At 68.4% G+C, this 14713-nt stretch carries 14 protein-coding genes; 10 read left to right on the forward strand and 4 right to left on the reverse strand.

Annotated features, from left to right (window positions below):
- Positions 1–10 precede the first annotated feature (10 nt).
- The 7 genes from rpsK (at position 11) to ACEJ41_RS03395 (ending at position 6308) form a co-directional block, all read left to right on the forward strand.
- On the forward strand, positions 11–403 hold the full coding sequence (gene rpsK / locus ACEJ41_RS03365) for a 30S ribosomal protein S11 (protein WP_374013384.1): 393 nt from the start codon (positions 11–13) through the stop codon (positions 401–403).
- Between the two features lie 15 nt (positions 404–418).
- Positions 419–1048 (forward strand): 30S ribosomal protein S4, encoded by a 630-nt coding sequence (gene rpsD, locus ACEJ41_RS03370; RefSeq protein ID WP_374013385.1) that lies wholly within the window; start codon positions 419–421, stop codon positions 1046–1048.
- A gap of 157 nt (positions 1049–1205) precedes the next feature.
- Positions 1206–2204 (forward strand): DNA-directed RNA polymerase subunit alpha, encoded by a 999-nt coding sequence (locus tag ACEJ41_RS03375; protein ID WP_374013386.1) that lies wholly within the window; start codon positions 1206–1208, stop codon positions 2202–2204.
- Positions 2205–2500: 296 nt separating this feature from the next.
- Positions 2501–2872, forward strand: coding sequence for a 50S ribosomal protein L17 (rplQ, locus tag ACEJ41_RS03380; protein WP_374013387.1), 372 nt, complete (start codon positions 2501–2503; stop codon positions 2870–2872).
- Between the two features lie 139 nt (positions 2873–3011).
- Positions 3012–3533 carry a disulfide bond formation protein B gene (locus ACEJ41_RS03385; RefSeq protein ID WP_374013388.1) on the forward strand — a complete coding sequence of 174 codons (522 nt, stop codon included), beginning with the start codon at positions 3012–3014 and terminating at the stop codon, positions 3531–3533.
- A 114-nt stretch (positions 3534–3647) separates the two neighbouring features.
- On the forward strand, positions 3648–4955 hold the full coding sequence (locus tag ACEJ41_RS03390; RefSeq protein WP_374014053.1) for a class II 3-deoxy-7-phosphoheptulonate synthase: 1308 nt from the start codon (positions 3648–3650) through the stop codon (positions 4953–4955).
- A 168-nt stretch (positions 4956–5123) separates the two neighbouring features.
- A complete protein-coding gene (locus ACEJ41_RS03395) occupies positions 5124–6308 on the forward strand; it encodes a mechanosensitive ion channel family protein (RefSeq protein WP_374013389.1) in 1185 nt (394 codons plus the stop codon).
- On the opposite strand, the gene ACEJ41_RS03400 is transcribed toward ACEJ41_RS03395, so the two are convergent.
- Both ACEJ41_RS03400 and typA read right to left on the reverse strand, forming a co-directional pair.
- Positions 6291–7883 (reverse strand): amidase, encoded by a 1593-nt coding sequence (locus ACEJ41_RS03400; RefSeq protein ID WP_374013390.1) that lies wholly within the window; start codon positions 7881–7883, stop codon positions 6291–6293. The genes ACEJ41_RS03395 and ACEJ41_RS03400 overlap by 18 nt on opposite strands.
- Before the next feature lie 67 nt (positions 7884–7950).
- Entirely contained in the window at positions 7951–9780 is a 1830-nt protein-coding gene (typA, locus tag ACEJ41_RS03405; protein ID WP_374013391.1) for a translational GTPase TypA, read from the reverse strand.
- 176 nt (positions 9781–9956) lie between these two features.
- On the opposite strand from typA, the gene ACEJ41_RS03410 reads away from it, so the two are divergent.
- The 3 genes from ACEJ41_RS03410 to ACEJ41_RS03420 all read left to right on the forward strand — a co-directional run bounded on the left by ACEJ41_RS03410 (position 9957) and on the right by ACEJ41_RS03420 (position 11956).
- Positions 9957–10451 carry a peptidylprolyl isomerase gene (locus ACEJ41_RS03410; protein WP_374013392.1) on the forward strand — a complete coding sequence of 165 codons (495 nt, stop codon included), beginning with the start codon at positions 9957–9959 and terminating at the stop codon, positions 10449–10451.
- 103 nt (positions 10452–10554) lie between these two features.
- Positions 10555–10914, forward strand: a complete 360-nt coding sequence (locus tag ACEJ41_RS03415) for a glutaredoxin family protein (RefSeq protein ID WP_374013393.1) — start codon at positions 10555–10557, stop codon at positions 10912–10914.
- A 55-nt stretch (positions 10915–10969) separates the two neighbouring features.
- On the forward strand, positions 10970–11956 hold the full coding sequence (locus ACEJ41_RS03420) for a malate dehydrogenase (RefSeq protein WP_374013394.1): 987 nt from the start codon (positions 10970–10972) through the stop codon (positions 11954–11956).
- A gap of 302 nt (positions 11957–12258) precedes the next feature.
- On the opposite strand, the gene ACEJ41_RS03425 is transcribed toward ACEJ41_RS03420, so the two are convergent.
- Complete coding sequence (locus tag ACEJ41_RS03425; RefSeq protein WP_374013395.1) at positions 12259–13284, reverse strand: glycoside hydrolase family 43 protein; 1026 nt, start codon at positions 13282–13284, stop codon at positions 12259–12261.
- 160 nt (positions 13285–13444) lie between these two features.
- On the reverse strand, positions 13445–14686 hold the full coding sequence (locus tag ACEJ41_RS03430) for a citrate synthase family protein (protein WP_374013396.1): 1242 nt from the start codon (positions 14684–14686) through the stop codon (positions 13445–13447).
- Positions 14687–14713: the final 27 nt, after the last annotated feature.

Genomic DNA, 14713 nt, shown 5'->3' on the forward strand with positions numbered 1-14713 from the left:
GATACCGATCATGGCAAAGCCGGCAGCAGGCAAGACCAAGAAGAAGATCAAGCGCGTCATCACCGACGGCATCGCCCACGTGCACGCTTCCTTCAACAACACCATCGTGACCATCACCGACCGCCAGGGCAATGCACTGTCGTGGGCGACCTCGGGCGGCGCGGGTTTCCGCGGCTCGCGCAAGTCGACCCCGTTTGCAGCGCAGGTGGCCGCCGAGAAGGCCGGCCGTGCCGCGCTGGACTACGGCGTCAAGTCGCTGGAAGTGCGCATCAAGGGCCCGGGTCCGGGTCGCGAGTCCGCCGTGCGTTCACTCAACGCCGTCGGTTACAAAATCACCAACATCATCGACGTGACGCCAATCCCGCACAACGGGTGCCGTCCGCCGAAGAAGCGTCGCGTCTAAAGGGGGCGATAAGAAATGGCTCGTTATATCGGTCCTACCTGTAAGCTCGCGCGCCGCGAAGGCGCCGACCTTTCGCTCAAGAGCCCGGCCCGCGCGCTGGATTCCAAGTGCAAGCTCGAGCAGAAGCCCGGCCAGCATGGCGCCACCATGCGCAGGGGCAAGCTGTCCGACTACGCCACCCAGCTTCGCGAGAAGCAGAAGGTCAAGCGTATCTATGGCCTGCTGGAGCGCCAGTTCCGCAACTACTACAAGAAGGCGACCACCAAGAAGGGCAACACCGGTGAGAACCTGCTGCAGTTGCTGGAAACCCGCCTGGACAATGTCGTCTACCGCATGGGCTTCGCGGTGACCCGGCCGGCCGCGCGCCAGCTGGTCAGCCATCGCGGCGTGCTGGTCAACGGCAAGCCGGTGAACCTGCCGTCCTACCAGGTCAAGGCTGGCGACGCGATCGCGCTGTCGGAGAAGGCCCAGAAGCAGCTTCGCGTCCAGGAAGCGCTGACCGTGGCCGAGCAGCACGACATGAACCCTTCGTGGGTCGAGGTCGATGCCAAGAAGTTTGCCGGTGTGTTCAAGGCGGTGCCTGACCGCGCCGACCTGCCGGCCGACATCAACGAAGCACTGATCGTCGAGCTGTACTCGAAGTAACAGTGGCTGGCTGCCGCGCCCTGGCGGGCGCGGCGCCGCATCCCACCCCCGGCCGGATCGCGTCGCCCCGCCTTCCGGCTGTCCCCGGATGAAGGGGCCACACATCAGGGCCGGCGCTTTCCCCGGATCGTCGGCTCATTGCAGGAGAATCCGCAACATGACGGTTACCGCCAATCAGGTCCTGCGTCCCCGCGGACCGCAGATCGAACGCCTCACCGGCAATCGCGCCAAGATCGTGATCGAGCCGCTCGAGCGTGGCTACGGCCACACGCTCGGCAACGCGCTGCGCCGCGTCCTGCTGTCCTCGATTCCCGGTTTCGCGATCACCGAGGTCGAGATCGACGGCGTGCTGCACGAGTACACCACCGTGGAAGGGCTGCAGGAGGACGTGCTGGAAGTCCTGCTGAACCTCAAGGATGTCGCCATCCGCATGCACACCGGCGAGAGCTCCACCCTGAGCCTGTCCGGGCAGGGCCCGGGCGTGGTCACTGCCGGTGACATCCAGACCGACCACAATGTCGAGATCCTCAATCCCGACCACGTGATCTGCCACCTGACCAAGGACACGGCGCTGAACATGCGCCTGAAGATCGAGCGCGGCTTCGGCTACCAGCCGGCCACCTCGCGTCGCCTGCCCGACGAGGAGACCCGCACGATCGGCCTGCTGGTCCTGGATGCGTCGTTCTCGCCGGTCCGTCGTGTCGCCTACGCCGTGGAAGCCGCGCGCGTGGAGCAGCGTACCGACCTGGACAAGCTGGTCATCGATATCGAGACCAACGGCACCATCGATGCCGAGGAAGCCGTGCGCACCGCCGCCGACATCCTCAGCGACCAGCTGTCGGTGTTCGGCGACTTCACCCACCGCGACCGTGGTGCGGCCAAGCCGACCCCGGCGGGCGTGGACCCGGTGTTGCTGCGGCCGATCGACGACCTGGAGTTGACCGTGCGTTCGGCCAACTGCCTCAAGGCCGAGAGCATCTACTACATCGGTGACCTGATCCAGAAGACCGAGGTCGAGCTGCTCAAGACCCCGAACCTGGGCAAGAAGTCGCTCACCGAGATCAAGGAAGTCCTGGCCCAGCGTGGCCTGTCCCTGGGGATGAAGCTGGAGAACTGGCCGCCGGCCGGGATCGCCGCCCACGGGATGCTTGGCTGAGCCGCCGACGCCAATCCGCAAGACCCCGCGCGACGCCGCGCGGGGGGTCGGCAACACACCGGTCACGGATGGCCGGGCAAGGCTCTCCGGAGCCAGCGTGACGCCACGGCCGGCATCGCACCGTTCCAGTGCCCGCGAACGTACCCGCGGGTTGTCAGCGCCGATGGGCCCATGAAGGCCTGCGGCGACTCTTCGGCAGGGAATGCCGGAGCGGACCAGCGCAGTCCACAGCACCACCGCCAGGATGGCGACAACGACGTCCAACGATCCAGCATTGAGTCCACAAGGAAACCGCCATGCGCCACCAGAAAGCCGGCCGCAAGTTCAGCCGCACCAGTGCCCACCGCGAAGCGATGTTCAAGAACATGGCTGCCTCGCTGTTCAAGCACCAGTTGATCAAGACCACCCTGCCCAAGGCCAAGGAACTGCGCCGCGTTGCCGAGCCGCTGATCACCCTGGCCAAGGTCGATAGCGTGGCCAATCGCCGCCTGGCCTTCGCTCGCCTGCGCGACAAGGAAGCGGTGGGCAACCTGTTCACCACGCTGGGCCCGCGTTACCAGGCCCGCCCGGGCGGGTACCTGCGCATCCTCAAGTGCGGCTTCCGCGCCGGCGACAATGCGCCGATGGCCTACGTCCAGCTGGTCGATCGCCCCCAGGCTGCCGAATAAGCGCAGCCTGACCAAGGCATCCGAGGATCCCGGCCCCGTGCCGGGATTTTCGTTTCAGACGCCACGATTGCCTGCGATTACCGTTGCCCGCACGGATGCGGAATAATCCGCCGGATCCCTTCCCGCTGGACCATCGCCGATGAACCCGTTCCACTGGAGTTTCCGTGCGCAGTTCCTGCTCGGCTTTGCGGGCTGCGCAGCGACGCTCGCCTATGTGGTCTACACCCAGCTTTACCAGGGGTTGGACCCGTGCCCGTTGTGCATCTTCCAGCGCATCGCCTATGCCGCACTGGCGCTGGTGTTCCTGGCTGGTGCGCTGCATGCGCCGCGCGGCGCGGGTGGTCGGCGCGTCTATGGGTTGCTGGTGGCGCTGGCCACGCTGGTGGGCGCCGGGATTGCAGGCCGCCATGTCTGGGTGCAGATGCAGCCGGCAGGGGCGGCACCCTCCTGTGGGCCGCCGCTGTCGTTCCTGCAGGAAACCATGGGTCCGATGGAGCTGGTGCGCAAGGTGCTGACCGGCACCGGCGACTGCGGCACGGTCGACTGGACCCTGTTCGGCCTGAGCATGCCCGCCTGGAGCCTGGCCTGGGTGGTGGTGCTTGGCAGCTGGGGCATCCTGGCTGCGTTGCGCCGTCGCAAGGGCCGCGGCCACCGTCTTTGAAACCCCCACGATCCCCCGAGTGCAACCATGAGCATCACTGAACGCAACCTGCAGCCCGTCCGCCTGGCCGAAGGCTGGTCGCCAGCGAGTTGGCGGGAGCGGCCAGCGCTGCAGATGCCGCAGTATCCCGATGCACAAGCGCTCGAGCGGGCGCTGGCCCAACTCCGGCGCTTGCCGCCGCTGGTCACCTCCTGGGAAATCTTCGCGCTGAAGCGGCAGATCGCCGAGGCGCAGGAGGGGCGCCGTTTCCTGCTGCAGGGCGGTGATTGCGCGGAAAACTTCAGTGATTGCGAATCCGGCACCATCTCCAACCGGCTCAAGGTGCTGTTGCAGATGAGCCTGGTCCTGGTCCACGGCCTGCGCCTGCCGGTGGCGCGGGTCGGGCGTTTTGCCGGCCAGTACGCCAAGCCGCGTTCCGCCGACATGGAGACCCGCGACGGGGTCAGCCTGCCCAGCTACCGGGGCGACGTGGTCAACGGCCCGGAGTTCACCGCCCAGGCCCGTGTGCCCGACCCGCAGCGCATGCTCACCGCGCACGCGCGCTCGGCGATGACGATGAATTTCGTGCGTGCGCTCACCGATGGCGGGTTTGCCGACCTGCACCATCCCGAGTACTGGAGCCTGAACTGGGTCGGCTGCTCGCCGCTGGCCGAGGACTACCAGCGCATGGTGAGCTCGATCGGCGATGCGGTGCGCTTCATGGAAACGCTGGCCGGATCGCAGATCCACAACCTCAACCGGATCGACTTCTACACCTCGCACGAGGCGTTGCTGCTGCCGTACGAGGAGGCGCTGACCCGCCAGGTTCCGCGGCAGTGGGGATGGTTCAACCTGTCCACGCACTACCCGTGGATCGGCATGCGTACCGCCGCGCTGGACGGGGCGCACGTGGAGTACTTCCGGGGGATCCGCAACCCGGTCGCGATCAAGGTGGGTCCGTCGGTGCAGCCCGAGCAGTTGTTGCGCCTGATGGATGTGCTCAATCCGGACGACGAGCCGGGCCGGCTGACCTTCATCCACCGCATGGGTGCCGCACAGGTCGCCTCCAAGCTGCCGCCGCTGCTGGATGCGGTGCGCCGCGACGGGCGCCGGGTGCTGTGGGTGTGTGATGCCATGCACGGCAATACCGAAAGCACCTCCAACGGCTACAAGACCCGGCGCTTTGCCAACATCCTCAGCGAGGTCGAACAGTCCTTCGACCTGCACGCGGCCGCCGGCACGCGCTTGGGCGGCGTGCACCTGGAGCTGACCGGCGAGGATGTCACCGAGTGCACGGGTGGCGCCCGCGAGCTGACCGAGACTGATCTGGAGCGCGCCTATCGCTCCTCCGTCGACCCCCGCCTGAACTACGAGCAGTCGCTGGAAATCGCACTGGCGATCGTGCGCAAGCAGGGCTCCAGGCAGGCGCCCGTCCGCAGTTGAAGCGCAACCCGTGGCTGCGGCCGCGCCTCATCGATGCGCGGCCGCACCGCTCCCGGTTGCAGAACCATCACGCGCCGGCTGGCATCATCAGCAATCCCGAACCGATGCGTCGGCTTGCGTTCCCTTTCGCGTTCCGGCCATCGCCCATGGCAGCGAAGGAGGAACACGATGCCCTATCCGGCCACAGATCCAGACTGGAGCGCGGTCGCCGCCTATGCGGTCCCGATTGGCGGCGCGTTGCTGCTGGGCGTGCTGGTGCACGTGGTATTGCGCCTGCTGGCGCGGCGGATCGCACAGCGTGAATCCACCCGTGCGCGCGTCGTCCGGGCGCTGATCCTGCCGCTGGCGTTCATCCTGCCGCTGCTGTTCTTCAGCGCGGCACTGCGCACCGTGCCCATGCCCGCCGACCATCTGGAAGCGTGGGCGCACGGGCTGCGCCTGGCGCTGATCGGTGCATTCACATGGCTGCTGGTGCGGGTGATCGGAGCGGTGGAAGCCTCGATCCTGCACCACAATCCGATGGAGGCCGCCGACAACCTGCACGCACGCCGGATCCAGACGCAGACCCGGGTGCTCAGCAGGGTCGCGATGGGCGCGATCATCCTGCTTGGCGCCGGGCTGGCCCTGATGACCTTTCCGGCGGTACGCCAGGTCGGCGCCACCCTGCTGGCATCGGCCGGCATCGCCGGACTGGTGGCGGGCATCGCGGCCCGCCCCGTGTTCGGCAACCTGATCGCCGGCCTGCAGATCGCGCTGGCCCAGCCGATCCGGCTGGACGATGTGGTGATCGTGGAAGGGGAGTGGGGCCGGATCGAGGAGATCACCAGCACCTATGTGGTGGTCCGCATCTGGGACGAGCGGCGCCTGGTGGTGCCGCTTTCATGGTTCATCGAGAACCCGTTCCAGAACTGGACCCGCAGCAGTGCGCAAATGCTGGGGACCGCGTTCCTGTGGCTGGACTACCGCACCCCGATGGACGAAGTGCGGGCGGAACTGGAACGGGTCTGCAGCGATGATCCGCGCTGGGACGGCCGGGTCTGCATCGCCCAGGTCACCGAGACCGGCGAACACGTGATGCAGGTGCGGCTGCTGGTGAGCGCGCGCAATTCTGGCGAGGCGTTTGACCTGCGCTGCGCGGTGCGCGAACGGGTGATCGGCTTCCTGGCCTGCAATCACCCGTATGCGTTGCCGCGGCTGCGCGCAAGCCTCGGCCGTGATGCCGAGGACGCCGCGTCGCCCGCGGCCACGCGCCAGGTGCCGGGGTCGCCGCACGCCGAGGACAGCGACACCGGGCCAGAGGCTGCGGAGCCGGATGCGGTGGCCTCGGGCCAGCCCTCAGGGAGTGGCGGCTGATGCGGCCAGCGGTGGAGGTCGACGCGCGCGGGTCAGCTGTTCGTAGGCATAGCCGACCTGCAGCAGGCGGGTTTCGCTCCATGCCGGGCCGATGAAGCTCAGCCCCAGCGGCAGGCCGCCGCTCTGGCCCATGGGTACGGTCAGCGACGGATAACCGGCTACGGCGGCGGCGCCATAGCTGCCGCCGGGAAAGCGGTCGCCGTGTCCCGGGTCGATCGGCCAGGCCACGCCGGTGGTGGGGGCGACCAGCACATCCAGGCGCTGCTCGCGTAGCGCGGCATCGATGCCCTCGGCGCCGGCCAGGCGGCGCGCGCGCATGCGTGCGGCGATGTACACCGGCGAGGCGAGGTCGCCGCGCGCGGCCGCCTGCTCGAACAACTCCTGGCCGAACAGCGGCATCGTCGCGTCCGCATGCGCGCGGTTGTACTGGATCAGTTCGTCCAGGGTTTGCACCGGTGCCTGGCGCTGCTGCAGGTAGCGCTCCACGCCAGCCTTGAATTCGTGCAGCAGCACTTCCAGCTCGTCGGCGTCCCATTGGCCCTCGGTGGGGATGCGGGCGTCGACGACGGTGGCGCCGGCCTCGCGCAGGACCGCGATCGCGCGCTCGGTGGCGGCCGCGACATCGGGAGAGATGGCCATGGCGTCGCGCAGCAGGCCGATGCGCATGCCCTGCAGGCGGCCCTGGCGCAGTTGCCCTGCATAGTCGAACGTGGTCAGGGTGGGGTTGGCCGAGGTCGCCGGATCGGCCGGGTCGCGGCCGATCATTGCGGTCAGCACAAGGGCCGCGTCCTCGACACTGCGCGTCATCGGCCCGGCGGTGTCCTGGCTGTGGGAAATGGGCACGATGCCGTCGCGGCTGACCAGACCGACGGTCGGCTTGAGCCCGACCAGGCCGTTGACCGCGGCCGGGCACAGGATGCTGCCATCGGTCTCGGTGCCGACCCCGGCCACGGCAAGATTGGCGGCCACCGCCACGGCAGTGCCGGAACTGGAGCCGCAGGGCGAGCGGTCCAGTGCATACGGGTTGCGGGTCTGGCCGCCGCGCGAACTCCAGCCCGAGGTGGAGTGGGGCGAGCGGAAGTTGGCCCACTCGCTGAGGTTGGCCTTGCCCAGGATCACCGCACCGGCCTGGCGCAGGCGCTGCACCAGGAAGGCGTCGCTGCCGGGGCGCAGCCCGGCCAGGGCCAGTGAGCCTGCGCTGGTGGCCATGGGCGTGGCGTCGATGTTGTCCTTCAACACCATCGGGATGCCGTGCAGCGGCCCGCGCACGCGGCCGGCGCGGCGCTCGGCATCCATCTGCGCCGCTTCGGCACGGGCGCGCGGGTTGATTTCCAGATAGGCGTTGAGCTGCGGGCCGTTGCGGTCCAGCGCCACGATCCGTTCCAGGTAGGCCTGGACCAGGGCGTGGCTGCTGGTCTCGCCGCGCTCCATGGCCAGCTGCAGCTCGCCAATGCCGGCCTCGGCATAGGCGAAGGATGCCGCTGACGGCGGCCTTGCCTCTCCGTCAGGCTGACAGGCTGCGGTCACCCCGCACAGCACCATCGCGACAAGCAATGCGATCCGGCACATCCGCATTCTCCCCGGGCCAGCCCGTGAGACTACGGGCCGGCGCGGTGCTTGGCAAACCTGCCGATGGCGCCGCTCAGGCCGCGCGCGAGGCGCGCTTGCGGTCGCTCTCGGTCAGCTGCTTCTTGCGCAGGCGGATCTCCTTCGGGGTGATCTCGACCAGCTCGTCGTCATCGATGAAGTCGAGCGCCTGCTCGAGGGAGAACTTGATCGCCGGCGACAGCTGGATCGCGTCGTCCTTGCCGGATGCGCGCATGTTGGTCAGCGGCTTGGGCTTGATCGCGTTGACGGTGAGGTCGTTGTCCTTGGAGTGGATGCCGACCAGCTGGCCCTCGTAGACGTTGTCGCCCTCGGCGGCAAACAGCTTGCCGCGTTCCTGCAGCGGCCCCAGCGAGTACGCAGGCGTGGTGCCCGGCGCATTGGCGATCATCACCCCGTTCTGGCGCTTGGCGATCGCGCCCTGCTCCTTCGGGCCGTAGTGGTCGAACACGTGGAACAGCAGGCCGCTGCCGGAGGTGAGCGTCTTGAACTCGTTCTGGAAGCCGATCAGCCCGCGTGCGGGGATCATGTAGTCCAGGCGCACGCGGCCCTTGCCGTCGGACTCCATGTTCTTGAGCTGCGCCTTGCGCATGCCCAGCTTCTCCATCACGCCGCCCTGGTGGACTTCCTCCACGTCGACCACCAGTTGCTCGATCGGCTCCATCGGCTGGCCGTCGATCTCCTTGATGATGACTTCCGGGCGCGAGACTGCCAGCTCGAAGCCTTCGCGGCGCATGTTCTCGATCAGCACCGACAGGTGCAGCTCGCCGCGGCCGGAGACCAGGAACTTGTCGGCGTCCTCGAGCTGTTCGACCCGCAGGGCGACGTTGTGCACGGCCTCGCGCTCCAGCCGGTCCTTGATCTGGCGGCTGGTGAGGAACTTGCCGCCCGACAGGTCCTTGCTGCCGGCGAACGGCGAATTGTTGACCTGGAAGGTCATCGAAATCGTCGGCTCGTCCACGGTCAGCGCCGGCAGCGCCTCGGGCATGTCGAGCGCGCAGACGGTGTCGGAAATGGTCAGCTCGGAGATGCCGGAGATCGCGACGATGTCGCCGGCCTGGGCGGTGTCCTGCTCGATGCGCTCCAGGCCCATGAAGCCCAGCACCTGCAGCAGCTTGGCCTGGCGCTTCTTGCCGTGGCGGTCGATCACCGCCACCGGCATGTTCTTCCTGGCGGTGCCGCGCTGCACGCGGCCGATACCGATCACGCCGACGAAGTTGCTGTAGTCCAGCTGGCTGATGCGCATCTGGAACGGACCTTCCAGGTCCACCGGCGGCGCCGGCACGTGGGTCATGATCGCCTCGTACAGCGGGGTCATGTCGCCCGAACGCACGTCGTCGGTGAGGCCGGCGTAGCCGTTGAGGCCCGATGCATAGATGATCGGGAAGTCCATCTGCTCGGCGGTCGCTCCCAGGCGGTCGAACAGGTCCCAGACCTGTTCCACCACCCACTCCGGGCGCGCGCCCGGGCGGTCGACCTTGTTGATCACCACGATCGGCTTGAAGCCCATCGCGAAGGCCTTCTGGGTCACGAAGCGGGTCTGCGGCATCGGCCCGTCCATCGCGTCGACCAGCAGCAGCACCGAGTCGACCATCGACAGCACGCGCTCCACCTCGCCGCCGAAGTCGGCGTGCCCGGGCGTGTCGACGATGTTGATGCGGTTGTCGCGCCAGGTGATGGCCGTGTTCTTGGCCAGGATGGTGATGCCGCGTTCCTTCTCCTGATCGTTGCTGTCCATCACCCGCTCGGCGAGGACGGTGCGTTCGTTCAGGGTCCCCGACTGCTTGAGCAGCTGGTCGACGAGGGTGGTCTTGCCGTGGTCGACGTGGGCGACGATGGCGATATTGCGCAGTTTTTCGAGGGACATGGGGATGACGCGCCTTCTGGGGGCACGGGAGCGAGAGGAGGGGAAGCCGGGTAGTATATCCGGCTGGCCGCCGCGCTGATTGCCGCCTGCCTGCCGGTCCCGTTCCCGGCCGGCCGGGAACGGGGGCCACCCGGTCCCGCCATCCCCTCCGTCCATCCCTCCGTGGAGCCTCCCTGATGTCCCTGACCGCCACTTTTGCCACCGCCCGCGGCCCGATCCGGGTCGAACTGCTGCCCGACAAGGCGCCGCTGACGGTCGCCAACTTCGTCAACCTGGCCCGCCGCGGCTTCTACGACGGCCTGAACTTCCACCGCGTGATCCCGGATTTCATGATCCAGGGCGGCTGCCCGGAGGGTTCCGGCCGCGGTGGCCCGGGGTACCGCTTCGAGGACGAGACCGACAACGGCGTGGCCCACGAGCGCGGCGTGCTGTCCATGGCCAATGCCGGCCCGAACACCAATGGCAGCCAGTTCTTCATCACCCATGTGGCCACGCCCTGGCTGGATGGCCGCCACACGGTGTTCGGCAAGGTCCTGGAAGGCCTGGACGTGGTGGATGCCATTGCCCAGGGCGATCTGGTCGAGTCGGTGAAGATCGAAGGCGACGCCGAGGCGGTGCTGGCGGCCCAGGCCGGCCGCGTGGCCGAGTGGAACCGCCACCTCAGCGCCTGACCGCGCCGCGCACCGGCAGCCGCTGCAAGGCCCGCGACGGTGATCCGGGCCTGCCAGGCCGTGGTTGCGTGATAAAATCGCAGGCTCTCCCCGGCGATTCCACATGCGTATCTTCGGTTTCCTGCTGATCCTCGGTATCGCCGGCGGGCTCTACGCCTGGTGGTCATCCGGCCGCCCGGCGCAGTTGCATCCGGACGACCCGCGCATGGCCACCGGCGACAAGGACATCGTCATGCTGGTCGCCGACTGGTGCGGCTATTGCCGCAAGCAGCAGGGCGACTTCGAGCGCGCCGGCGTGCGCTACCGCGCGCTCGACGTCGACACCGACGCCGGCGACCGCGCCATGCGCGCCATCGGCGCCAGCGGCGTGCCGGTCACCGTGGCCGGCCAGGCAGTGGTCATCGGCTACGACACCCGGGCCCTGGACCGGATGCTCACGCCGCTGGGCTACGACGTCTATTGAGCCGCGCCCGCCCACCCTTTCCCGCGATACCCGCAAACCGTAAGGACTCCCACGCATGAAGACCCCCGTTCGAGTTGCCGTCACCGGCGCCGCCGGCCAGATCGGCTACGCCCTGCTGTTCCGGATCGCCTCGGGCGAGATGCTGGGCAAGGATCAGCCGGTGATCCTGCAGCTGCTGGAGCTGCCGATGGAGAAGGCCCAGGCCGCGCTCAAGGGCGTGATCATGGAGCTGGAGGACTGCGCATTCCCGTTGCTGGCCGGCATCGTCGGCACCGACGACCCGGAAGTGGCGTTCAAGGACGTCGATGTGGCCCTGCTGGTCGGCGCCCGGCCGCGCGGCCCGGGCATGGAGCGCAAGGACCTGCTGCTGGAGAACGCCAAGATCTTCACCGCCCAGGGCGCAGCGCTGAACAAGGTCGCCAGCCGTGACGTGAAGGTGCTGGTGGTCGGCAACCCGGCCAACACCAACGCCTACATCGCGATGAAGTCGGCGCCGGACCTCAAGCCCGAGAATTTCACCGCGATGCTGCGCCTGGACCACAACCGCGCCGCCAGCCAGTTGGCCGCCAAGGCCGGCGTGGCCGTGGGCGAGATCGAGAAGCTGGTGGTGTGGGGCAACCACAGCCCGACCATGTACCCGGACTATCGCTTCGCCACGGTCAAGGGCCAGTCGCTGAAGGACAAGATCAACGACGCTGACTGGAACGCCAACGAGTTCATCCCCAAGGTGGGCAAGCGCGGCGCGGCGATCATCGAGGCCCGCGGCCTGTCCTCGGCCGCCTCGGCCGCCAACGCCGCCATCGACCACGTGCGCGACTGGGTGCTGGGCAGCAACGGCAAGTGGGTGACCATGGGCATCCCGTCCGATGGCTCCTACGGCATCCCGCAGGGCGTGATCTTCGGCGTTGCGGTGACCACCGAGAACGGCACCTACACCCGGATCCGCGACCTGCCGATCGACGCCTTCAGCCAGGCCGCCATCGACAAGACCCTGGGCGAGCTGGAAGAAGAGCGCGCCGGCGTGGCCCACCTGCTGGGCTGAGTCGCGGCATCCATTGCCAGGCGGTAAAGAAGGCCGGGGAAACCCGGCCTTTTCTTTGGCTCTTCATCCAACGCAGGGGATACGCGCCGCCTGGTCCGTGCAACGCGGTGAGGCGGGAGGTTGGTTGCACCACACCGTGCCGCGTTCATCGGCCGCCACATGCAGGAGCCGGTCTTGCCGGCGACCGCGGTATGCGGGCCGGTCGCCGGCAAGACCGGCTCCTACAAGAAGGCGTCCACGCCCCGTGCCGAAGCGCCGCGATAACACCTCCCGCCACACGGCGTCCCGACGGCGAAGTCCGGTCAGTGCGCCGTTTCACCGGCCGGTACAGAGACGCCCGCGTCCGTCTGCACCACCGGCTTGAGGGTGCCATCGGGGTTGTACTGCAGGTATTCGACCGTCACCGCGCGCCTGCCCAGCGCGCCTTGCTCGTCACCAATGGTCAGGGCAGCGTTGTGCAGGAAGATGTACCAGTTGCCCTTGAACTCGGCGATGCCCGGATGGATGGTGAAGCTGTTCTTGCCCGAGCCGGTCAGCTCGCCGCGGTACGTCCACGGACCCTGGATCGAGGGCGCGGTGGCGTAGGAGATGCGTTCGTCGGTGTGGGTGGCGCGGTCCAGCGAAGCATAGGTGAGGTAGTAGGTGTCGCCGCGCTTGTGCAGCCACGGCCCTTCCTCGAAATGGGGCGGGGTGATCTCGGTGATCGGCCCGTCGATCTCGATCATGTTGGGCTTGAGCCTGGCGATGTAGCACTGGCGGTTGCCCCAGGCCAGCCAGGTGCTGCCGTCGTCGTCGGTGAACACGGTCGGGTCGATGTCTTCCCAGCTGTGGTCGCCCTTGGGCGTCATCTGGTTGGTGACCAGGGCCGAGCCCTTCGCATCGACGAACGGACCGGTGGGCGAATCGGATACGGCCACGCCGATGGCCTTGCCCGGGTGCGTGTCGTCGTGCTCGACCGAGGTGTAGAACCAGAACCGGCCGTCCTTCTCGATCGCCTGCGATGCCCAGGCATCGGCCTTGGCCCACGTGAAGTCGGCCACGTTCATGATCGGGCCGTGGTCGGTCCAGGTCTTCATGTCGGGGGTGGAATAGACCAGCCACTCGCGCATGTTGAACATCTCCTCGCCCCGGGCCTGGTCGTGGCCGACGTAGAGATAGAGACGGTCATCCACCACCAGCGGGGCCGGGTCGGCGGTGAAGCGGTCGCGGAAAAGTGGATTGGAACCGGGGGCGGTGGTGTCGTCCGCCTGTACCGCAAGCGGCCAGAGCACCAGCGCACACAGGGCCGCGGCGATGGTCGGTGTGGCCCGTCCAGTGTTGTGTCCCATTGTTGCCTCCTCCGGCGTGCGATCGTGAGCGGTGAGTGTAGGCGGTGATGGCGGCTCGGCATCGCGGCGGATGAAAACCGCGCGGAGTGATATGGCTTTGCGTATGGATGCACAGGAGAGATCAGCACGCGGCCTGCCGCTCGCCGCAGGGGCGGGCGAGTCAGGCGCCAGGGTGGTCCCGGCCCGCATCGGCCGCGTGCGCATCCGGCATGACCCCGGTGTAGCGGGCGCGTGGCCGGATCAGCCGCCCCTGTGCCTGCTGCTCCAATGCGTGTGCCAGCCACCCGGCCAGGCGACTGGTGGCGAACATCGCCAGGGCCGGCTCGGCCGGCAGGCGGTGGGCGTGGCAGGTGGCCGCCAGGGCGAAGTCCACGTTCGGCCGGCGACCACTGTGTGCTTCGGCGGCAGCGATGACGGCGTCGACCAGGTGCAGGGCGCCGGCCTCCACCGGGGCGTTGCGCAACATCGCCAGCAGTTCGATGGCGCGCGGATCGCCATCCGGATAGAGCGCGTGGCCGAAGCCGGGCAGGTCCTCGCCACGCTTCCAGCGGCCCGCGACGAGTCGGCCGATGTCGCTGCACTGGCGGGCGTCCTCGAGCAGGGCATAGACCCGCGCGGTGGCACCGCCATGGCGCGGGCCGGACAGCGCCGACAGGCCGGCGCACACGGTGGCGTGCAGATGCGCGCCGGTGGAAGCGACCACGCGCGCGGCGAAGGCCGAGACGTTGAGCTCGTGGTCGGCACACAGCACCAGGGCGGCGCGGACCAGTTCGGCAAACGCAGCATCGCCCGGGCGCCAGGCATCGGCCAGCAGCCGGTGCACGGGACCGGCCGGACGCCGCGCCACCATCAGCGCAGCGTTCTGGCGCAGCAGGGTCGCGGCAAGGGCGCGGCGGGTGGCAGGGTCGGCCTGGAACGAGTGCGGCACCTGCAGGGCCAGCAGCGGAATCACCGCCATCGCCCGCGCCACCGGCGGCAGCTCGGTGTCGATGGCCAGGGCGACCACGCGTGCCGGCCAGTCACCGGGCGGATCGGCGAAGGGGTCCTGGCTGCCGCAGTCCCACAGCAGCCGCGCGGTGTCCTCCAGGGTGGCGCCGGCGCGCACCGCGGCGACGGCCGAGCGGCCACGGTAATACGGGCCGTCCGGGCGGATCAGCGAGATCCGGGTTTCCAGCACCGGCAGGCCACGATCCAGGCTTTGCGCGGCGCCGCGGGCCGGGCCGCGACCCAGCCGCTTGCGCTGCGCCAGGCGCTCCACGTCGCGCCGCAGGTAGCCGCGGCTGCGGTGGTCGTGTCCCGGGCGCGATTCAAGCAGGCCGCGACTCACGTAGGCATACAGCGTGGACCGGCTGATGCCCAGCAAGCGGCAGGCTTCGGCGGCGGGGACCAGATCGTTGTCCATGGATGTGTTGATTTTCCGGATCAAGAT

This window comes from Pseudoxanthomonas koreensis (assembly GCF_041890415.1).
GTDB classification, from domain to species: Bacteria; Pseudomonadota; Gammaproteobacteria; order Xanthomonadales; family Xanthomonadaceae; genus Pseudoxanthomonas; species Pseudoxanthomonas koreensis_A.